We start from the raw sequence: 20,961 nt of genomic DNA, 5'->3' as shown, positions 1-20,961 counted from the left end.
GTATTAACGGCATGTTACCCACAGGTTACCAAATCATTATCTGCCAAAGTTGTAACGAATTGCGAGTGTTGATGTAGTACCGTATTTATAAGCGTAAATAATTTTATCTGTAGATGGATTGTAACCGGTATTTGAGGTACCAGACTCAAACTTGTAATACCACTGATTGGCCTGTGCAAGAAGATCACTCACGGTAAGTTTGATCTCTAACTTGCTGCCATAGAACTTCTTTGTCAGCTGAAGATCTATCACATCCCTTGGCTTCTCGAAGATATTTTTACCGGCATCACTAACAGCTCTGAAACGAAGTCTTGGCCCAATCCTGTTATATAATGCATTCACTACAAAATCATCATTCTTTGTACTATAAGTAATGCCTCCATTAACAAGATATGGCGACTGCCCTTGTAATGGACTGTTAACTGTCATTGTACTGAACTTAACAGAACCTCTTATATACGCCGCATTAGCATAGAACGTGAAATGGTCCAAAATGCTACTTCCAAAAAAATCAAGTTTCTTTCTCAACTCTAATTCTGTTCCGTAGATGTATGCGTTGTTGGCGTTGGCGTAAGACAGCACATCGTTACCCTGGTTTGTTTGTTCGATAGGTTTATCAAAGTATTTATAGAATGCACTTATCGAAACAATGTCACCTGCTGAAGGGAACCACTCATACCTTAAGTCAGCATTTGTGTTCTTTGATCTGACAAGGTTTGGATTACCTGTGATGGAAAGATTGTTATCATAATCATACACGCTGTAAGAAGCCAGCTCTCTAAACTCAGGCCTGTTTACAGCCTCTGAAGCAGCCAGACGAAGATTGGATTTGTTATTCAACGCAAACGTGAACAGGAAGGATGGCAATACATCCAGGTTACTTACATTCACATCAGCTTTATTAAGCGCTATAAGTTTTTGTGAATAATTCTCCACTCTCGCACCCCAGGTCAACTTAACCCTGTCGGAAAATTTATTGTCCAGCATAATGTAGCCGGCATTCAGCAAAGCATGCGCATTATAATCTGTTGAGTTCGTGCCTATGTTAGCTACAGTAAGATTATATTTCTCAATGTTTTCAGGACTGAATATATTGTTGAACGTTGTCTCTTTTGTTTCATTGATCTTCACATTGGTTGTAAAGCCTGCATAACCCAATGCATCTACTTCAACATTTCTGTCGCGATAGTAGTTGGCAGAACCCATTTTAAGTTTTTGTGTTTGTCCCAGCCATCTGAACTGCTTGGTAACATTCACGTTTGCTCCGTAGATGTACTCCTGCAGGTAAGAATAAACACGGCCCGCGTTGCGGATCTCCGGAGAGTTTTCGTTAGAAAGACTTAAATAATAATTATCCTTGATTCCTTCGGGAGATCTGAAAGCGAGAATACGCTGATCAGGTTGCCATCTGTATGTATAACCGAATGAACCGTTCCAGTCAACTGTCCAACCGCTGTTAAGACTGTGCGTACCTTCCAGTGAAGAGTTTACGATACCGTTTCCTGTAGCTTCACTGTTATTACTTTTAATATAGAACGGATCAAAATTCAGCTTGTTAACTCCTTCACGAATGCCGGCAGTCTTAACAAAGTCGTTATTGAAGAGGTTCTTAAGAGAAATTTTGCTGCGGCCGTAAGCATAGGTAACATTCAACAATGCAGACAGGTTATTTCTTACATCGTAATTGTTGGTATTATATTGATAGGTATAATCCTGATCTGCCTGTGTCTGGTAGTCTGTTCTTACTCTGTCTGAAACTCTTCTGCCCTCGTTGTAGCTAATGGCATAGATGTAGCCAAGCTTTTTATTCTCTTTCAGGATTTTGGTATTACCGCCCGTATAGGAGAAACCAAAGTTGGGAAGGCTTTGATATGCCGCTTCCGTACCAAATGTGTTGGGAAACTGCTTTGTGATGGCATTCTTTTGATCGTTAGGCAAATTGATAAAGCTTGCTCCCCTGTGCCTGTAGTAAGAACCCGGCATAAGACGGGAATCATCGAAGAAACCTAACCAATCCAATGAACCCTTGGGGTAACTGTTGTAAAAGTTCTTGAAAGTAGTTAATGAGTTAAAACCTATTGATACTGATAATTCACTGATGGGCTTAGCAGGATAATCCTTCGTTGTTATTTTAATGGCACCACCGGAAAAATCACCTGGCAAATCAGGCAACGGCGATTTGTAAATAACGAGATTATCAATCAGTGAAGAAGGAATGATATCAAAAGAAAAAGCTTTCTTGTCAGGTTCTGTACTGGGCAGGATGGAGTTGTTCAACAAGGCAACATTGTATCTCTCATTCAATCCCCTGATAACAACGAATTTGTTATCCTGAACAGAAGCACCACTTACACGTTTCAATACTTCACCGGTGCTCTTATCCGGAGAGCGTTTAATGATTTCAGAGGAAATGCCATCCGAAATAGAAGAACTGTTTTTCTGCGCAAGGTATAATGAGGCTGCAGTCTCTTTTCTCGCGCTGGATGTAACTACCACTGCCTGCAACTGATTATTACTTCTTTTCAGCAAAATGTCGCCTAACGTGCCAGACTTTATGTTATCCTGGCTTATTTCATTAATTGCTTTTGATGCGTACCCTATGCTGGATACGGTCAAAGTGTAATTTTTCCCTTGTTCTATATTAATAAAGAATCTTCCCTCAACATCTGTTCTCACACCTTTCTTAGTTTCTGTAACTACAATGGAAGCTCCAACTACGGGCGACCCGTTTTCTTCATCAACCACTTTACCTGATAATCTCAAGGCCTGTGCAGATAGTTGTGTAAAACTCAATAACAATACAATAAGGGGTATTAACCGGATGTTTCTCACGTAAAAAATTTTGGGGCGAAATTCTTATCCGTGCATTAACAAATTGTTACGTGGCTATTACTTGATTGTTATGAAATGGGGGGTGAGGGATGAGGCATGAAGTATCAGGTTTCAGGTTTCAGGTTTCCAGGTTTCAGCGATTTGAGATTTGAGATTTGAAATTTGAGGATTCAGGGCGAGACTCTTTAGCTATTATTTGCAGCTCAGGTGTTTTAGATATTCTTATTCTCTTCTTCTTTTACATTCTTACACGTCTTACAGTCTCACGCGTCTTACGGTCTTACACGTCTTACGATCTTACTGTCTTACTCTCTTACTGTCTTCTAAATGATGTCTTTTACCTCCTCCTCCACAGCCTCCGTCTTCAGTGCCAGCATCCGGCTTGTCCAGTTACGGATATCGTTGCAGAGTTTTTCATCTTTGGCGAGCGATTGACCGTAGGAAGGGATCATTTCCTTCAATTTAGCTAGCCAGGCCTCGCTGTTTATTCTATCGGGAAAACAGCGCTTTAATAAATCAAGCATTATTGATACAGCCGTTGAGGCTCCGGGAGAAGCACCCAGTAATGCAGCGATTGTTCCGTCGGATGAACTCACCACTTCAGTGCCAAATTCAAGCACACCGCCTTCTTCCTCATCTTTTTTAATTACCTGCACACGCTGGCCGGCAATTTCAAGATGCCAGTCTTCCATCTTCGCTTCCGGATAAAACTCGCGCAACGCGGCCAGCCTGTCTTCCGGTGATTGACGCACCTGCTCAATCAGGTAACGCGTAAGTGGTATGTTATGCATGCCTGCCCCGAGCATTGCTTTAATATTGCTGAATTTGATGGATTTGATCAGATCGAAGAATGATCCATTCTTCAAAAATTTGGTTGAAAATCCGGCATACGGTCCAAACAACAATGCCTTACGACCATTAATGATGCGCGTATCCAGGTGAGGGACAGACATTGGCGGAGCTCCCACAGAAGCTTTGCCATACACTTTTGCGTGATGCTGTTCAATAACATCTACATTGGAACATTTAAGCCACTGGCCGCTAACAGGAAATCCTCCAAAACCCTTTCCTTCCGGAATACCGGATTTAAGCAACAGCGGAAGCGAACCGCCTCCTGCGCCGATAAACACAAACCGGCCCTGAACAACACGCTTATGCCCGTTAGACGTATCCTTTACCTTTATGCACCATTCGTTATTTTTTGCACGATAAATATCTTTAACCTCATGGTTGAAATGCAGGGCAAAACCACCTCTCTTCTTGAGTTGATGAAACAGGATCCGCGTAAGATTGCCGAAATTAACATCCGTTCCCATTTCCATGCAGGTGGCAGCAAGCCTTTCATCATCACCGCGCCCTTCCATCATTAAAGGAATCCATTTTTTTAACCGGTCATGATCTTCAGTATAGGCCATGCCCTTGAAAAGATGGCATTTGGTCAGGGCCTCATATCGCTTACGCAGGTATTCAATATTTTTTTCACCCCACACAAAACTCATGTGTGGAATATTTTGGATAAAATCGCCCGGCGTGGCAATCATTTTCTTTTGAACCAGATAGGACCAGAATTGCCTGGAAACTTCAAAAGCTTCAGCAATTTTAACGGCTTTGGCAGTATCAATGCTTCCGTCAGCTTTCTCAGGTGTGTAATTTAATTCACAGAAGGCGGAATGCCCTGTACCAGCATTGTTCCACGCATCTGAGCTTTCTGCTGCGGCTACATCCAATCGTTCAAAAACATCAATTTTTATTCCCGGCTGTAGTTCCTTCGCCAATATGGCAAGGGTAGCACTCATTATTCCCGCACCAATAAGTATTATTTGCGGCTCTATTTTTGCGGAATTGTATGCTGTGTCCATAATTATCTAACAAGCAGCTAAAACCAAGCCATGGTTCGAACGCTGTTTATATTGCAACAAATAATTATTTATTTTAAAAATTAACATACGTTGATCGCTAATCTTTATACTTACCGATGATACTTATTGTTGACGATAAACAAGAAAATATATTTTCTTTAAAATCAATCCTGGCATTACACAACTTTCCATCAGATACAGCTTTAAGTGGTGAAGAGGCTCTAAAAAAAGTTCTTAAGAACCAATATGCGCTTATCATTCTCGACGTTCAGATGCCTGGCATGGATGGTTTTGAGGTGGCAGAAACTATTTCCGGCTACAGTAAGTCGAAGGATATCCCGATCATTTTTCTTTCCGCAGTCAACACCGATAAAAAATTCATCACCAAAGGTTATACTTCCGGAGGTATAGACTATATCATAAAACCCATCGATCCGGACATATTGCTGCTTAAAGTAAAAACGTTTTACCGGCTGTATGAACAAAAGCGGCAGTTGAACGAAATGCAGAATAATCTTAGAGACGAGATTGAGTTCAGGAAAAAGGCCGAATCAGAGATGAATGAAAAAGCGAAGGAAATGAAATCCATTCTTGAATCAATACCCCAAATTGCATTCACTACTAAATCCGATGGCACGCTTGAATACAACAACAGCCAATGGCTGAACTATTCGCTTTCAGAAAAAGAATTTCCTGTCGCACATCCCGATGATGGTAATATCCAGGATGAAATAGAAAGAACAGTAAAAAGCGGCAAGCCGCTGGAAATGGAGGTACGTGTAAAAATGCGCGATAAAAATGATTATCGCTATCATCTGCTGCGGGTACTGCCGGTAAAAGAAGCCAATAACATTGTGAAATGGGTTGGAACGTTTACAGATATTGAAGATCAAAAACAGGCGGTTAAGAAAAAAGATGAATTTATCAGTATAGCCAGTCACGAACTAAAAACACCGCTAACAAGCATTAAGGGTTATATACAATTGCTCGATCAAAGCGTAGATGGAAACAGTTCAGCGAAAACATATATAGACCGCACCCTGAACCAAATAAAAAAACTGAATAACCTGGTAGTTGATCTGCTTGACATTTCAAAAATTGAGAGCGGCAAGCTGAAATACAATATGCAGGAATTCAATTGTGAAAGTATGCTGACGAACGCCATTGAAATGATGCGGCAAACGCACCCTGATTACCACATCCATCGGAGGGGCAATGCGAACAGGTTTATTTATGGAGACGAAATGCGGCTTGAGCAGGTTGTATTAAACTTCCTTGCAAACGCTGTTAAATACTCCCCTGTAAACAAAGAAATTCTTGTTGAGGTGGCAACTACTAAAAATCAAATCAAGATCTTCATACGGGATCATGGCATCGGCGTTTCTGAGGAAGATCAACAAAATATATTTAAAAAGTTTTATAGAGTAGAGAAAACTGTCGGTAATTTTCAGGGGCTAGGAATAGGATTATATATCTGCGCCGAAATTCTTGAAAGACATCATTTTGAATACGGTGTTGATAGCACACTGGGGGAAGGCTCATCCTTCCATTTTACTATTCCGTTATATAATTACCTGGCTGGAAAAACACAACCTTAATATTTATGAAAAACGATTTCAAAAGGAATTTACAGATAGGATTTGGTTTGTCTCTCTTTCTTTTAATTATCAGCTCAACGGCTTCATATATTTCTATAAAAAATTTTACCAGTACCGCAGAATTGGTAAACCACACGGAAAAAGTTATACAAGAAACCCAGAACATTCTCACCAATATGAAGGATGCGGAAACTGGTCAACGTGGTTACCTGATAACGCATAATACTGAATTTCTTGAACCTTACAACGGAGCGTATGGAAGAGTCAGAGCAGCCATTGATAATTTCAAGCAATTAACGCTGGACAACCCCGCCCAACAGATTAATGCAAACAAAGTCAACTCAATTGTTTCCAAACGGTTTAAGATCATGCAGCAAACAATTGATGACGAAAAAGCAAACAAGGCTCCGGATTTTTCAAAATTGCGTGAAGGGAAAGAATCAATGGATGAGATGCAGATCCTTGTAAAAAACATGCAGGATAATGAACGCAGGCTGTTGACCGAAAGAACGGATAAAATGAACCGCCTGTCGTTCTTCACGCCCATGCTGATTGTTATTGCGGCATTGTTATCCATCGTTATTACAGTGTTCTTTTACAAAAGAGTGAGTGATGATTATGAAGAAAAAACCCTGCTAAATAATGAACTCAATAAGAAAGAAAAAGAAATTTACGATAGGATAACCATTATAGAAAACATTGCGCAAAACATCTCCAACGGAGACTTCAGCCTTCGTTTAAATGCCTCAGAAAAAGACAACCTTGGTAGCCTTGCCGGATCGCTCAACAAGATGGCAGCTTCTCTTCAATGTTCTTTCGACACCATATCCGAGAATGAGTGGCTTGAAAAAGGAATTGCACGGCTGAATGAAAGAATGGTTGGCGAACAGGGCCTGGATGAACTGTGTTATGATGTTATTGATTTTATCTGCACTTATACAAACAGCCAGATCGGTATTTTGTATATGCTTCAGGACAATATGTTGATTTATAGAAACAGTTATGGCTTCAGACCCGAACCAGAGAAAGAAACGCTAAAATCCGGAGAAGGCCTGTTGTGGCAAAGCATTTCAAGTAAGAAAGAAATATTGCTGCAGAACGTAAATGAAGATCTGTATATCAACACCGGTGCTATAAACATTCGTCCCAAAAGCATCCTGGCATTTCCAATTTATTTCGAAAGAAGAATAATTGGCGCGATAGAACTCGGCTCGCTCGATGATTTTTCCGGAACAGACATTGATTTTTTGCACCGCAGTTCCGAAAACATTGGTATTGCTTTAAATACTGCCTTAAACAGGTTAAGATTAAAAGAACTACTGGAAGAAACTCAGGCACAGGCAGAAGAACTTCAGTCACAACATTCAGAGATGGAAAATCTGAATACCGAGCTGGAAGCACAGGCCGAGAAACTTCAAACATCGGAAGAGGAATTGAAAGTACAACAGGAAGAACTACAGGAAACAAACCAGGAGCTGGAAGAAAGATCACGTTTGCTGGAAGAAAAAAATCACCTGATTGTTATCCGCAATCTCGAAATACAAAAGAAAGCAGAAGAACTCGCGCTGAATGCACGGTACAAATCAGAATTTCTTGCCAACATGTCACATGAGCTGCGGACACCGCTAAACTCAATTCTTTTGCTATCGCGTCTGCTTGTGGAAAACAGTGATCAGAATTTATTGTCGGATCAGGTTGAATATGCACGTGTTATACAAAGCTCGGGTAAAGGATTGCTCCAGTTAATAGACGAGATCCTCGATCTGTCAAAGATCGAATCAGGCAAAATGGAACTGGAATATGAACATATTTCTTTGGAAGAAATTACCAACACGCTGAAAATGTTGTTCCAGCCACTTGCCAGGGAAAAGAATGTTGACTTTATCGTTAATATCAGCAAGGAGTTACCGGCGCATATCGAAAGCGACAGGATGCGTGTGGATCAGATCCTGAAAAACCTTATCTCAAATTCTTTAAAGTTTACGCATGCCGGCCACATAACGCTTTCCCTTCAACCATCACAACAGGGAGGGTATATTGATTTCACAGTAGAAGATACCGGCATTGGCATTGCCAAAGAAAAACAGCAGCTTGTATTTGAAGCATTTCAACAGGCTGATGGATCAACAAAAAGAAAATATGGCGGCACAGGCCTGGGCTTGTCTATCAGCCGCCAGTTAGCCATATTGCTTTCCGGCGATATAAGCCTTGAAAGCGAACCGGGAAAGGGAAGCACATTTACATTAAGTATACCAATGAACAAAAACGTTGCAGCGGTTAAGAGTGCGGCGGGTCAGGATATTTTAAGCACTGATGAAGAAGTTGCAGACATGGATGAATATTATGAACCGGAAACTGAAAGGCAAACAGCAACTTTATTAAACTATACAACATCTGTAATACCTGAAGAAATACCGGACGACAGAGGAGGTATTACAACATTGGATAAAGCAATACTGATTGTAGAAGATGATACGGCTTTTGCCAAGATATTGCTGGATTTCACCAGGCAAAAAGGATATAAAGGCATTGTAACAGTTAGAGGGGATGAAGCTATTGAGCTGGCCAGGACTTTCAAGCCTATCGGCATCCTGCTGGATATCCAGTTACCGGTAAAGGATGGCTTGCAAGTGATAGATGAATTGAAAAAAGATATTCACACAAGACATATTCCCGTGCACATGCTGTCTTCATTTGAACAGAAAAAAGAAAGCCTGATGCGCGGTGCGGTTGATTTTATTACGAAGCCTGTTGATTATGAAAAGATGGGACACATTTTTGAAAAGCTGGAATATGTAATAAAGAAAGACGCCAAGAAGGTTATTATTGTTGAAGACAATGCCAAACATGCAAAGGCGCTTTCTTATTTCCTTTCAACCTATGACGTAAATTCGGAGATATCTACCGACATCAGCGGAAGCATGCAGGCATTAAAGAAGAAAGAAATTGACTGTGTAATTCTTGATATGGGCATTCCTGATTCAAAAGCATACGAAACGCTTGATGCCGTTAAACGCAATGCAGACCTGGATAATGTGCCGGTGATTATCTTTACAGGAAAAAGTTTATCCAAATCTGAAGAGTCACGCATCAGGCAATATGCAGATTCGATCGTTGTTAAAACTGCACATTCCTATCAGCGCATTCTGGATGAAGTTTCACTGTTCCTTCATCTTATGGAAGAACAAAAACACAGTGCAAGAATAAGTAAGAAACTGGGATCGCTGGATGATGTGCTGAAAAATAAAAAAGTACTGGTTGCTGATGATGATGTAAGAAATATTTTTTCGCTAACAAAGGCGCTCGAAAAACATAAAATGCAGACAATTTCGGCAATGGATGGTAAGGAAGCATTACAGGCTTTGCAGGAAAACGCAGACATAGATATTATACTGATGGATATTATGATGCCTGAAATGGACGGTTTTGAAACCATTACGCAGATCAGGAAAAACGGGAGCTGGAAAAAAATTCCGATAATAGCCGTAACGGCAAAAGCCATGATGGGAGACCGTGAAAAATGTATACAGGTGGGTGCGTCTGACTATATTTCAAAGCCGGTTGATACCGATCAGCTTATTTCGTTGCTGCGCATATGGCTATATGAAAAATAATACGCTAAAGATTATACTGCTTAACCTTATTTCTGTTTAATATGAAAGTTTTGGAGCTAAGCAACAAAAACGAAAAAGCAAATGTTGGTTATATGAGTAAAAAAATACTGATCATAGATGATGACAGTAAAAACATCTTTGCCTTGAATGCAACTTTAAAAACAAAGGGTTATCAATGCCTGGCGGCTGCCAGTGCACAGGATGGGATTATTCTTTTGAAAAACGAGCCCGGCATAGGCGTTGTACTAATGGATATGATGATGCCGGATATGGATGGTTATGAGGCCATTGAAATTATCAGAAGAGATGATGCCTTTACCGATTTGCCTATTATAGCTGTAACCGCTCAGGCAATGGTGGGCGACAAGGAAAAATGCCTGGCCGCAGGTGCAAGTGGTTACGTTTCAAAGCCCATTGATGTGGATATTTTGCTTAAGCTTCTGGGTCAATATTTAAATTAACCTGCTGTGGAAATTAACTTTGGCGATAAAGAAATAGACAATCTCCTAAATGATATACTGGATATTTATGGCTACGACTTTACAGAATATTCCAAAGCTTCATTAACACGAAGATTACACAGGCTTTACCTGATGGATAAGTTTAAAAGCTTTGGAGATTTCTCTGCACGTATCCAAACAGATCCCGTCTATTTTAAACATGCCGTTCAGGAAATAAGCGTAAACGTAACAGAAATGTTGCGTGATCCTTATTTCTACAAAACTGTGAGGGAGAAGATCATTCCGGTACTTGCTACGTATCCGTTTATCCGTATCTGGCATGCGGGCTGTGCAACCGGGGAAGAGGTTTACTCCATGGCCATCCTGTTAAAAGAGGCAGGATTATTGCAAAAATCACTATTGTACGGTACTGATATTAATCCGGTCGTGTTGGAAAAAGCCCGTAAGGGGATCTTTCCGATAAGCCAGATGCAGCAATACTCAACAAACTACCTGACATCCGGCGGCACCAACGATTTCTCATCATACTATACTGCAAACTATAATTTGGCGAAATTTGACGAATCATTAAGCAGGCGAATGGTTTTTTCTACACACAATCTTGTTTCAGATTCCTCATTCAATTCATTCCAGCTTATTTTTTGCAGAAACGTACTAATATATTTCGAAAAGGATCTACAGGCTAAAGTACTGCGTGTGTTTGACAACAGCCTTGAGCTTTTTGGATTTCTTGCTTTGGGATCGAAAGAATCATTGCGATTTTCATCTATTGCCGGCAGCTACAAACAGGTAGATCCAAAAGAAAAAATCTGGAAGAAATTAAAGTGAACAGGGATATTCAACTGATCGTGATCGGAGGCTCCGCCGGAAGTCTGCAGGTAATATTTAAGATCTTTAAATATATCCCGGCAGAATTTCCTGTGCCGTTTCTGATCGTCTTGCACAGGAATGTAAATTTCGAATCGGCTTTAGACGAACTGCTTTCTGTTAAAAGTAACCTGAAAGTAAAAGAGGTTGAAGAGAAAGAGACGATAGAATCCGGGTATATTTACCTGTGCCCGGCAGATTACCATGTGTTGATTGAAAAAGACAAAACCTTCGCGCTGGACTATTCGGAAAAGATCCATCACAGCCGTCCAAGCATAGATGTGGTTTTTAAGTCTGCATCGGCAACCTTTCATGAACACCTGGTTGGGATATTGCTTTCCGGCGCCAATGCCGATGGAGGCGACGGCCTGAAGATTATAAAAGATAATGGGGGATTAACCATTGTTCAGGACCCGGATGAATCAGAGGTCAGCTACATGCCCCACCATGCGTTGCAAAAGTTTAAGGCTGACTTCGTTCTCGAAAGCGGGAAAATTGGCAGGTTTATTTTTGACCTGAATGCTCGTGCATAGTTTAAGAGAACTGTGTTGAATCATGTACTACCACAGCAATGACTCTACAAGAATCACTGTTGTCTTCCACACAAAACGGATAAAGCCATAGATCAGGTTATTCAGTGATTTCCAGGTCATATTAAAAAATTTGCAGTTATTGTCTGTCTAAACAGGAAGACAAAATAACTTCCTCAGAGTGACAGCCTTATGTCAGTAGGAATTGAGTTTTTCATTTCGTTAAAACAACATCCCAACAACGGTTGCTAACTTTGCAGGATGGACCATGTAAACAGTTTGCCGGCGTTTCAGTCTTCTCCTGAACTCAGGGAAAAGCTTTATGAGTACAGCATGATCAAAAAATTTAAGGAAGGAGATATTATTCTTCAGGAGAATGCATATGTCAGAGCCATCCCAATTGTAGCAAAAGGTAGCATCCGTGTAATGCGCACCGATGAAGAGGGGCGAGAGATATTATTGTATTACATAAAGGCCGGAGAAAGTTGCATTATGTCGTTTTTGGGTGGCATGCACCAGGAAACGAGTAAAGTACGGGCCGTTGTGGAAGAAGATGCAGAAATACTGTTTTTGCCAATTGATCATGTAAATAAATTCATTAAAGAATATCCGCAATGGCTGGATTATATTTTCCGGCTGTATCACAAGAGATTTGAAGAATTGCTGGAAGTAGTAAATGCTGTTGCATTTAAAAAAGTTGACGAACGTCTTCTCACGCTCCTCCACAAAAAGGCCGCACTTACAAAGAGCAATACCCTTTCCATTACACATGAACAGCTGGCCAACGAACTGGGCACCGCGAGAGTTGTGGTATCGAGATTACTCAAACAATTGGAGGAAGCCGGTAAAGTTTCACTCGGACGCAACAAAATTGAATTATCTGACGAAGTTGCTGCCGGCAAATGAGCCTGATCCCGATCCATTTTATTTTGAGCAAAAACGCTATGTAACAAAAGTAACCGTAGGGGCAGATTCATTTATGGAACTTTGTATTGTTAATCAATACGAAAGAAAATGATGATCCTCTCCTTTGTTCTTGCATCACTTATTGGCGTTTCGCTTGGTCTCATCGGAGCAGGAGGAAGCATACTAACGGTGCCTGTACTTGTGTACTTTGCGGGAATAGAACCGGCAACAGCAACGGCGTATTCTTTATTCATAGTCGGAACTACCTCGTTATTTGGCGGCTGCATTTCGGCACTGGAAAAAAAGGTGGATTTCAAGACAGGTTTATCGTTCATAATAGCATCATTTATTACCGTATTTATTACCAGAAAATTTTTGTTGCCCGCGTTACCGGCATACTGGTTTTCGTTGGGCGGTTTTGAAATAACAAAATCAAATGGCTTAATGCTTTTGTTTGCGGTTTTCATGGTGGTAGCAGGCATTGCGATGATACGACCGGAGAAAAAGGTAGACGCAACCAGTGTTTCTGTTAACTATGCAGTTGTGATTATTTCCGGAATAGCGGTGGGAATACTGGCCGGTTTGGTTGGGGCCGGCGGCGGCTTCTTAATTATCCCGGCACTGATTCTGTTTGCCGGACTTGATACAAAAATTGCTATCAATACATCGTTGCTGATCATTGCCATCAATTCTTTATCAGGTTTTGCCGGAGACCTGGAAAATGGGCTACATCCGGACTGGCATTTTTTATTGCCATTTAGTCTGCTTGCGTTAGCAGGCATTGCTATCGGCAAGCTGATTGCAAAAAAAGCAGATGGCACAAAACTGAAAAAAGGATTTGGCGTATTTGTTTTGGTACTGGCAACGATCATTTTGTTTGAAGAATTAAAACCTATTGTTACGTTATAAAAAGATCCAATAACCTAAATAGAAGGAATATGAATATAGAACAGATATACACGGGATGCCTGGCACAAGGTGCTTATTACATTACTTCAGAAGGAGAAGCTGCAATTGTAGATCCGCTGCGCGAAGTTCAGCCCTATATTGACAGAGCAAATAAAGATGGCGTAAAGATCAAATACATTTTTGAAACGCATTTTCATGCAGACTTTGTTTCGGGCCACCTGGACCTGAGCAGAAAGACAGGCGCATCTATCATATACGGACCAACGGCAAAGCCTGAATTTGATGCCATCACCGCAAAAGATGGCCAGGAGTTCAGGATTGGCAGCGTAACCCTCAAGGCATTACACACACCGGGTCACACGATGGAAAGCACGACTTATTTGTTGATTGATGAACAGGGTAAAGAACACGCCATTTTCAGCGGCGATACACTTTTCCTGGGAGATGTAGGCCGCCCTGACCTGGCGCAGAAAGCAGACAATCTTTCCAAAGAAGATCTTGCCGGAATGCTGTACGACAGCCTGATGAATAAAATAATTCCACTCAGTGATGACATCATTGTTTATCCTGCACACGGTGCCGGTTCTGCCTGTGGTAAGAATATGCTAAAAGAAACCGTTGATACGCTCGGTCATCAAAAAGCAACAAACTATGCATTGAATCAACCTGATAAACAATCATTCGTAAAAGCTGTGACAGACGGATTGCTACCTCCGCCTGCCTATTTTCCATTAAATGTGGCGCTTAATAAAAAAGGCTACAGCTCATTTGACGACGTGTTAAACCGCGGCCTGACCGCTTTATCTACAGAAGAGTTCGAGACAATTGCAGAAAGTACCGGAGCACTGGTAATTGATACAAGAAGTGCTGGTGCATTTGCAAAAGCATTCATCCCTCAATCCATCAATATAGGAATTGACGGAGACTTTGCACCGTGGGTTGGGACACTTGTGGTTGATGTTAAACAACCATTGCTCCTGGTATCAGATCCTGGTACAGTTGAAGAAGTTGTAACAAGGTTAAGTCGTGTTGGATTTGACAATATTGCCGGACATTTAAAGGGTGGTTTTGAAGCCTGGTTAAAGGCAGGAAAAGAAGTGGATAGCATTCAACAAATTGATGCTGATGAGCTAAACAGAAAATATTCACCAAGTGCAAAGATCATTGACGTGCGCAAAGAGAGTGAATTCGATGACGGTCACATACAAAATGCGACCAACAAACCACTTGCAAACATAAATGATTGGATAAATAAAATTGATCCGTTTCAACACTTTTATCTTCATTGTGCCGGAGGTTACAGGAGTATGATGGCGGCAAGCATATTACAGGCGCGCGGCTATAGAAACTTCACAGAGGTAAAAGGAGGTTTCAGCACAATCAGCCAGACAAATATTCCAACAACAAACGATAAATAAGTACGAAATTAGAAGTACGTTGATGAAGCAAGCTACTTATGGTCATCTTCAAAAACCTGGGAGTTATAAGTAATTCATCGTTAATTTTCCCTGCCGAACGATTCAGTCAGGCTGGAATTATCAATTTTCAATTGTCAACTATTAATTAATATGTCTATTTCAAATCCATGGCCCTGGTATATCGCAGGTCCGCTCATTGGCTTAACGGTGCCGGTATTGCTAATATTCGGCAATAAATTTTTCGGTATTTCATCGTCATTACGGCATATCTGTGCTGCATGTCTGCCATCAAAAATTCCATTCTTTCAATATGACTGGAAGAAAGAAATATGGAACCTGTTTTTTATTCTGGGCATTTTTTTCGGCGGTATGATTGCTGCAAACTTTTTTGCAGATCCCAATCCGGTTGTGGTGAATCCTAAATTAGCAACTGAACTGACACAATATGGTATTACAGATTATAGTTCACTCGTTCCAAAGGATATCATCAGCTGGCATAGTCTATTTACAGTGAAAGGTATTTTGTTAATGGTAGTCGGCGGATTTTTCGTAGGCTTCGGAACAAGATATGCAGGAGGTTGTACAAGCGGTCACGCAATTATGGGATTATCCACTTTGCAATGGCCTTCATTGATAGCTACTATATGCTTTATGGCCGGTGGATTTATCATGGCTAACCTAATACTACCGGTAATACTTAGATTATAAGGGACTGAAGTTTTAAGCTTTGCGCTTTAGGCTTTAAGCTTTTTCAATTGAAATTTCACTTAAAAGGATAAAATGGAAAATACAGATTTTGAAGTACGTTCTTTAGATACGATTTGCATTAATGAAAGTGCATTACAACATAAATGGTATCACAATATCAAATACCTGGTAGCCGGTGTAATTTTCGGGATCATTCTCGTTAAATCGGAAGTTGTAAGTTGGTTCCGCATACAGGAAATGTTTCGCCTGCAATCCTTTCACATGTATGGTGTGATAGGTAGCGCAGTAGTAGTGGGAATGATCTCTGTATTCCTGATCAAAAAATTGAAGATCAAAACCATTTACGGCGAGCCCATTGTTTTTCACACAAAAAAATTCAATAAGGGACAGATCTATGGCGGCCTGCTGTTTGGATTTGGCTGGGCCATGACCGGTGCTTGTCCCGGGCCATTATTCGCACAGGTTGGAGCCGGCGCAACTGTAGTAGCAATTACATTACTCAGTGCGATTGCGGGCACATGGGTTTATGGAAAAATACGAAACAAATTACCGCATTGATAATTGAAAATGGAGAATTGAAAATTGACAATGAATTGCCGGGAGCAACTCTGTGCACTCTGTGTCTCCTCCTGCTTTTCTCATTATCCAGTTTACAAAACACAAATAGCAAATCATATCAATAAAAAGCCTGAAGCGCATCTATGCTTCAGGCTTTTTTATTATTATTCCAAATCATTAAGCTTTTTGCATAGCTCTTTTTCCCTTTTCCAAATTAGGCAAGAACCCTGTCAGCAATCCGATCAGCGGTAAAAATGAGCAAACCTGGTACACATAGTTGATACTTGTTTTATCAGCCAGTTTACCCAACAACGCAGATCCAATGCCGCCCATACCAAATGCAAGTCCAAAGAACAGGCCCGCAATCATTCCCACTTTCCCGGGTACGAGTTCCTGTGCATAGACAAGAATAGCTGAGAATGCAGACGAAAGAATTACACCAATGAATACGCTGAGCACACAAGTCCAGAAAAGATTAACATGCGGCATGAGTAACGCAAACGGGGCGACGCCTAATATGGATAACCAGATTACATATTTTCGACCGATCTTATCACCCAACGGACCGCCGATAAATGTACCGGCAGCAACAGCAAAAAGAAAAACAAACAAATACACCTGCGATTGCTGAACAGTGACATGAAACTTATCCATTAGATAGAATGTATAATAACTGCTGATACTCGCCATATAAAAGTACTTGGAGAAAATAAGCACAATAAGAATGGCAAGGGAAAATGTTATTTTGCCTTTGGATAGTTGCATATGAGTTGTTGTGCCCGCAGCTTTTTTGGGCTTTATGCGATGCGTATTCTTCTTGTACCACTGACTGATCTTAAGCATCACGATAATCGCAAGAAGTGCTACAAGTGAAAACCAAATCACATGAAACTGACCAAGCGGAACAATGATTGCCGCAGCCAGTAGTGGCCCCAAAGAACTTCCGGCATTGCCGCCTACCTGGAACAGGGATTGCGCCATGCCGTGTCTCCCGCCCGAAGCCATATACGCTAACCTTGATGCCTCAGGATGAAATACCGCGGAGCCGACACCAACTAACCCAACTGAAACCAACACAAGCGGAAAACTATTGGCCAGCGATAAACAAACAAGTCCCGCCAATGTAAAGCTCATTCCGATTGCGAGAGAAAATGGCTGTGGGCGTTTGTCGGTATACAATCCAACCAGCGGTTGCAGCAAAGAAGCGGACAGCTGGAAAGTAAGCGTAATTAAACCAATCTGTGAAAAGTTCAATCGCAGTGAATCCTTTACCAGCGGATAAATTGCCGGAATCAGCGATTGCATAGTATCGTTTAATAAATGTGTAAAACTCAATGCAATTAATACCGGGAACACCGTGTTGTGCACCAATTGTTGTGATACTTCAATTTCTTCTTTTTCAATTACATTTTTCATCATGTGTTAATTATAGGTCTAATCATCAGATGTTTTAAAAAATCAACGTGTTGTTATCCGTGTAGCAAAGGCAAATGCCTTCTTTTCATCTTTATCAATGATGCTCTGCAAAAGTGATTCGTGCAAACCTTGTGTTTCCACAAAAGCAGTAGTGTCGTTATACCGCTCAATGAAAGATTGTTTAAGATGTGTTGCAATAGTTTTATACAATTCAACCAGGATCTCATTTTGTGATGCGACAGCTATGCTTGTATGGAAATCAATATCTGCCTGAATACATGCTTCAGGTTTATTCTGTTTGCCAGCAATCTTCCTTTGTTTTAGAAAGGCCTTCATTTGTATTATATCGGCAGTAGTGCGCTTTAAAGCCGCCTTACCTGCAATCTTCACCTCCAATAGCGAACGGACTTCATTCAAGTCTTCAAACTGAGCCTTTTGCATCTTTTTAGCGAGCGCATCATTGGTTGCCTGTTTTGACGCCACAAAAGTGCCAAGCCCTTGTTGAACCGTAATAAAACCAGCATTCGCCAATATTCTCACCGCTTCTCTTATTGAAGATCTCCCCACGCCAAATTGCTGCATTAACTCCGGCTCCGTTGGCAATTTTTCGCCGATAGAATAATTGCCAGCGCTGATATCCTGCTGCAGCCTTTCTGCAACTTCGTCCGCCAGGCTCTTTCGTTTTAATGGTGATTTTATCGAATTCATCATATCATCTGATGATTAAAGATAGGGATAAATTGGGACTGGTTACTTTTTTTGTGAGATCCTGCGAGTCAAAGTACGAGGTACGAGTTACGAAGTATTTAGGTGAAACAGGTTCTCGTTCCGTTGAGACGTTGATAAAAAAACTCCTGATTACTATGGACGTTCATAAATTTGAAAAGGCCTTTATCGGAATCATTGAAGAATCGTTGCATCGCTATAAAATGGACATTGGCTTTTTACGCTGTTGCAAAAACATAAAATTCAACCAAACCGAACTGAACACTCCAAGCTAAAAAAAATCCGCATTTAACCCGTCAAATTGCAATAAATCCCGAAGGGATGACATTCTTATAGAAAATAGAGCACATACAAACTAACCCCAACGGGGTGGCATTATAGAACGACAAACGATTAAGGAACCAATAAACTGACATAAATAATATAGCAGAGCGAAGGGCGATAATGTCACTCCTTCGGAGTTTACTGCTGCTATATATTTTAGGCTATAATAATGTCACCCTTTCAGGGTTTGGTGAGGACTTACGTTCTTGGTCTATAATAATTTCATCCCTTCGGGATTGCCCATAAATTATTTGAACAAGAGGAATATTGGGCTTTTACGATGCTGCAAAAAAATAAGCTGCTCGAATTAAGTACTTCGTACCCGCCTGAATGTACTAATGCGGGCAGGCTTCGTACCTCGTACTTGCTCTCACACTTTCCACCACTCACTCTTCGGGTACTCCTCTCCAATCACAACCGGTTCTCCAATTTTCGGGGTGGTAATATTTATATGTTTTTCCCCGGCGGCTTTTAATGCCCTTTCAATGGGTTCGTTCCATGGGTGGTTGGCCAGTGCAAACTTTCCCCAATGCACCGGTAGCAATAGTCTTGTGTGAAGATCAACTGCGGCCTGCACTGTCTGTTCAGGCATCATGTGTATGTAAGGCCAGGCGGGATTGTATTGTCCGCACTCGAGCATTGCAATGTCAAACGGACCAAACTTCTCCCCTATCTTTTTAAAATGCTCATCATAGCCAGAATCGCCACCTATATAGATCTTATATCCCTTTATCTGCAATACAAATGACGACCACAAAGATCCACCACGCTTCAGGCCACGACCGGAAAAATGGCGTGCAGGCGTCGCTGTAATTTTTGTATCATCACTAGCCGTCACAGTTTCCCACCAATCCAGTTCGTGAATAGCTTCCGGATCAATCCCGCATTTTTCCAAATCCTCACCCACACCAAGCGATGTGTAAAAAGCCTTGGTGGCAGGCATCATTTTCTGCATGATCTTTTTATCCAGGTGATCATAGTGGTTATGCGTGATCAACATTATATCAATCGGAGGAAAATCTTCCGTCTCGTAAATATCCGTTCCATCAAAAGCCTTCACCATGAATTTAAAAGGAGAAGCGTGACCACTCAAAACCGGATCAACCAAAATATTAGTACCTGCAACATGTATAAAATAGGAGGAGTGTCCAAACCAGACAATTACCGGTTTTTCTGAATGTATTGAGCGGAGATCTGTTTTTATTGAAGGGAGTTTTTTAGAAGGACGAACCGATCCCGGGCGCCTGATCGCTTCTTTCAACACTTTGTAATAGTTGGCATTTTCTGCCATCACAGGTGTTAGAGAAATGTTTTGGAAAGATCCCTGTTTGTAATTTGGCGAACGTACTATTCTTTGTGCCCTGTTCTTAGCCATATCTCTGTTGTTTTGCAATGGCCGCCTTCTCTTACCCGTCTTACGATCTTACTGTCTTACGATCTTACTGTCTTACTGTCTTACTGTCTTACGATCTTACTGTCTTACAATGTAAACGCACCGGCGTGAACCATCAATTATATGTTCTGTTCTTTCAATGTTAGTTCCATTGCCCAATGCTTTTTTCAGACTATTTAGTTCCGCTTCGCACAATCCAGCACACTGTTTTGCAGCCATGCATATAGGGCAATGATTTTCTATGAAAAGATAGTCATCATTTTCCTTTCTCCACTCAGCCATATAACCTTCCTGCGTTTTTACCCGTGCGAGGCTGGTTAGTTTCTCTTCCAATGGCAATTCCTGCTTTATTTCGGCGGCATACTTATTATCAAGTGCTTTTTCTCTTTCATTTAAAACAGAAGTCACAGCCTGCGGGCCCAAAACCCCCTGAATCGTCTGCAACAATTGGACAGTGAGGTCAGTGTGTGCATCAGGAAAATAAGCAAAACCCCTGGGTGTTAAACTGTATTGCATGGTTGGCCTGCCCACCCCGGCTGACACCGATTGTGAAATAACAAAGCCATCCTCCGTTAATTTAACTAATTGTAAACGGGCCCCTTCTACAGTAATGCCCGCCGCTTTAGCCAGCGCTGCTGCGGACTGCGGGCCGTTCGTCTTCATCACATAAAGAAAACGCTCGCCTGTTTGACTGAGTGTTGTGTATGCCCTGTTAAAATGATTTTCCAAGTTTTTACTTGTTTTATTAGTCGAAGGTAGTAATTTTGGCAATGCACAAAGTAAAAAATACGACGGCAAAACAATGATGATAACTTTAATTTGTTGCCTTCTTTTCTGAAACT

At 41.2% G+C, this 20,961-nt stretch carries 16 protein-coding genes; 10 read left to right on the top strand and 6 right to left on the bottom strand.

The genetic code is table 11. From position 1 onward, the window contains the following. Positions 1-36: 36 nt before the first annotated feature. Positions 37-2,832 (bottom strand): TonB-dependent receptor, encoded by a 2,796-nt coding sequence (locus QTN47_RS22460; protein ID WP_369331680.1) that lies wholly within the window; start codon positions 2,830-2,832, stop codon positions 37-39. 323 nt (positions 2,833-3,155) lie between these two features. Next, complete coding sequence (locus QTN47_RS22455) at positions 3,156-4,691, bottom strand: malate:quinone oxidoreductase (RefSeq protein ID WP_369331679.1); 1,536 nt, start codon at positions 4,689-4,691, stop codon at positions 3,156-3,158. A 116-nt stretch (positions 4,692-4,807) separates the two neighbouring features. Here QTN47_RS22455 and QTN47_RS22450 point away from each other — a divergent pair, with 116 nt between their 5' ends. From QTN47_RS22450 to QTN47_RS22405, 10 genes are all read left to right on the top strand, one after another. Continuing rightward, on the top strand, positions 4,808-6,289 hold the full coding sequence (locus QTN47_RS22450) for a hybrid sensor histidine kinase/response regulator (RefSeq protein ID WP_369331678.1): 1,482 nt from the start codon (positions 4,808-4,810) through the stop codon (positions 6,287-6,289). A gap of 5 nt (positions 6,290-6,294) precedes the next feature. Further along, entirely contained in the window at positions 6,295-9,903 is a 3,609-nt protein-coding gene (locus QTN47_RS22445; protein WP_369331677.1) for a response regulator, read from the top strand. A gap of 92 nt (positions 9,904-9,995) precedes the next feature. After that, positions 9,996-10,364: a response regulator gene (locus tag QTN47_RS22440; RefSeq protein WP_369331676.1), complete on the top strand. Its 369-nt coding sequence runs from the start codon at positions 9,996-9,998 to the stop codon at positions 10,362-10,364. A 6-nt stretch (positions 10,365-10,370) separates the two neighbouring features. Further along, complete coding sequence (locus QTN47_RS22435; RefSeq protein WP_369331675.1) at positions 10,371-11,192, top strand: CheR family methyltransferase; 822 nt, start codon at positions 10,371-10,373, stop codon at positions 11,190-11,192. After that, the gene (locus QTN47_RS22430) at positions 11,189-11,764 is read left to right on the top strand and encodes a chemotaxis protein CheB (RefSeq protein ID WP_369331674.1); all 576 of its coding nucleotides are present in this window, start codon (positions 11,189-11,191) and stop codon (positions 11,762-11,764) included. Before QTN47_RS22435 ends, QTN47_RS22430 begins: the two co-directional genes overlap by 4 nt. Before the next feature lie 258 nt (positions 11,765-12,022). Continuing rightward, complete coding sequence (locus QTN47_RS22425) at positions 12,023-12,667, top strand: Crp/Fnr family transcriptional regulator (protein WP_369331673.1); 645 nt, start codon at positions 12,023-12,025, stop codon at positions 12,665-12,667. A gap of 108 nt (positions 12,668-12,775) precedes the next feature. Continuing rightward, positions 12,776-13,576, top strand: a complete 801-nt coding sequence (locus tag QTN47_RS22420; RefSeq protein WP_369331672.1) for a sulfite exporter TauE/SafE family protein — start codon at positions 12,776-12,778, stop codon at positions 13,574-13,576. A 29-nt stretch (positions 13,577-13,605) separates the two neighbouring features. Beyond that, positions 13,606-14,994 (top strand): MBL fold metallo-hydrolase, encoded by a 1,389-nt coding sequence (locus QTN47_RS22415; protein WP_369331671.1) that lies wholly within the window; start codon positions 13,606-13,608, stop codon positions 14,992-14,994. 150 nt (positions 14,995-15,144) lie between these two features. Next, positions 15,145-15,702 carry a YeeE/YedE family protein gene (locus QTN47_RS22410; protein WP_369331670.1) on the top strand — a complete coding sequence of 186 codons (558 nt, stop codon included), beginning with the start codon at positions 15,145-15,147 and terminating at the stop codon, positions 15,700-15,702. A 72-nt stretch (positions 15,703-15,774) separates the two neighbouring features. Beyond that, entirely contained in the window at positions 15,775-16,260 is a 486-nt protein-coding gene (locus QTN47_RS22405; RefSeq protein WP_369331669.1) for a YeeE/YedE family protein, read from the top strand. 177 nt (positions 16,261-16,437) lie between these two features. Here the strand turns inward: QTN47_RS22405 and QTN47_RS22400 are convergent, their stop codons facing one another. From QTN47_RS22400 to QTN47_RS22385, 4 genes are all read right to left on the bottom strand, one after another. Further along, entirely contained in the window at positions 16,438-17,679 is a 1,242-nt protein-coding gene (locus QTN47_RS22400; protein ID WP_369331668.1) for an MFS transporter, read from the bottom strand. A 39-nt stretch (positions 17,680-17,718) separates the two neighbouring features. Further along, positions 17,719-18,387, bottom strand: a complete 669-nt coding sequence (locus tag QTN47_RS22395) for a FadR/GntR family transcriptional regulator (protein WP_369331667.1) — start codon at positions 18,385-18,387, stop codon at positions 17,719-17,721. A gap of 709 nt (positions 18,388-19,096) precedes the next feature. Continuing rightward, positions 19,097-20,101 (bottom strand): MBL fold metallo-hydrolase, encoded by a 1,005-nt coding sequence (locus tag QTN47_RS22390; RefSeq protein ID WP_369331666.1) that lies wholly within the window; start codon positions 20,099-20,101, stop codon positions 19,097-19,099. 96 nt (positions 20,102-20,197) lie between these two features. Next, positions 20,198-20,848 (bottom strand): helix-turn-helix transcriptional regulator, encoded by a 651-nt coding sequence (locus QTN47_RS22385; RefSeq protein ID WP_369331665.1) that lies wholly within the window; start codon positions 20,846-20,848, stop codon positions 20,198-20,200. Positions 20,849-20,961: the final 113 nt, after the last annotated feature.

Source organism: Danxiaibacter flavus, assembly GCF_041060425.1.
Classification (GTDB): Bacteria; Bacteroidota; Bacteroidia; order Chitinophagales; family Chitinophagaceae; genus Danxiaibacter; species Danxiaibacter flavus.
This window is presented reverse-complemented; position numbering and strand designations above follow the sequence as displayed.

Coding starts and splice junctions, on each gene's coding strand:
- QTN47_RS22455 (WP_369331679.1), bottom strand. CDS start 4,691: ATGGACACAGCATACAATTCCGCAAAAATAGAGCCGCAAATAATACTT.
- QTN47_RS22450 (WP_369331678.1), top strand. CDS start 4,808: ATGATACTTATTGTTGACGATAAACAAGAAAATATATTTTCTTTAAAA.
- QTN47_RS22445 (WP_369331677.1), top strand. CDS start 6,295: ATGAAAAACGATTTCAAAAGGAATTTACAGATAGGATTTGGTTTGTCT.
- QTN47_RS22440 (WP_369331676.1), top strand. CDS start 9,996: ATGAGTAAAAAAATACTGATCATAGATGATGACAGTAAAAACATCTTT.
- QTN47_RS22425 (WP_369331673.1), top strand. CDS start 12,023: ATGGACCATGTAAACAGTTTGCCGGCGTTTCAGTCTTCTCCTGAACTC.
- QTN47_RS22420 (WP_369331672.1), top strand. CDS start 12,776: ATGATGATCCTCTCCTTTGTTCTTGCATCACTTATTGGCGTTTCGCTT.
- QTN47_RS22415 (WP_369331671.1), top strand. CDS start 13,606: ATGAATATAGAACAGATATACACGGGATGCCTGGCACAAGGTGCTTAT.
- QTN47_RS22410 (WP_369331670.1), top strand. CDS start 15,145: ATGTCTATTTCAAATCCATGGCCCTGGTATATCGCAGGTCCGCTCATT.
- QTN47_RS22405 (WP_369331669.1), top strand. CDS start 15,775: ATGGAAAATACAGATTTTGAAGTACGTTCTTTAGATACGATTTGCATT.
- QTN47_RS22400 (WP_369331668.1), bottom strand. CDS start 17,679: ATGATGAAAAATGTAATTGAAAAAGAAGAAATTGAAGTATCACAACAA.
- QTN47_RS22395 (WP_369331667.1), bottom strand. CDS start 18,387: ATGATGAATTCGATAAAATCACCATTAAAACGAAAGAGCCTGGCGGAC.
- QTN47_RS22390 (WP_369331666.1), bottom strand. CDS start 20,101: ATGGCTAAGAACAGGGCACAAAGAATAGTACGTTCGCCAAATTACAAA.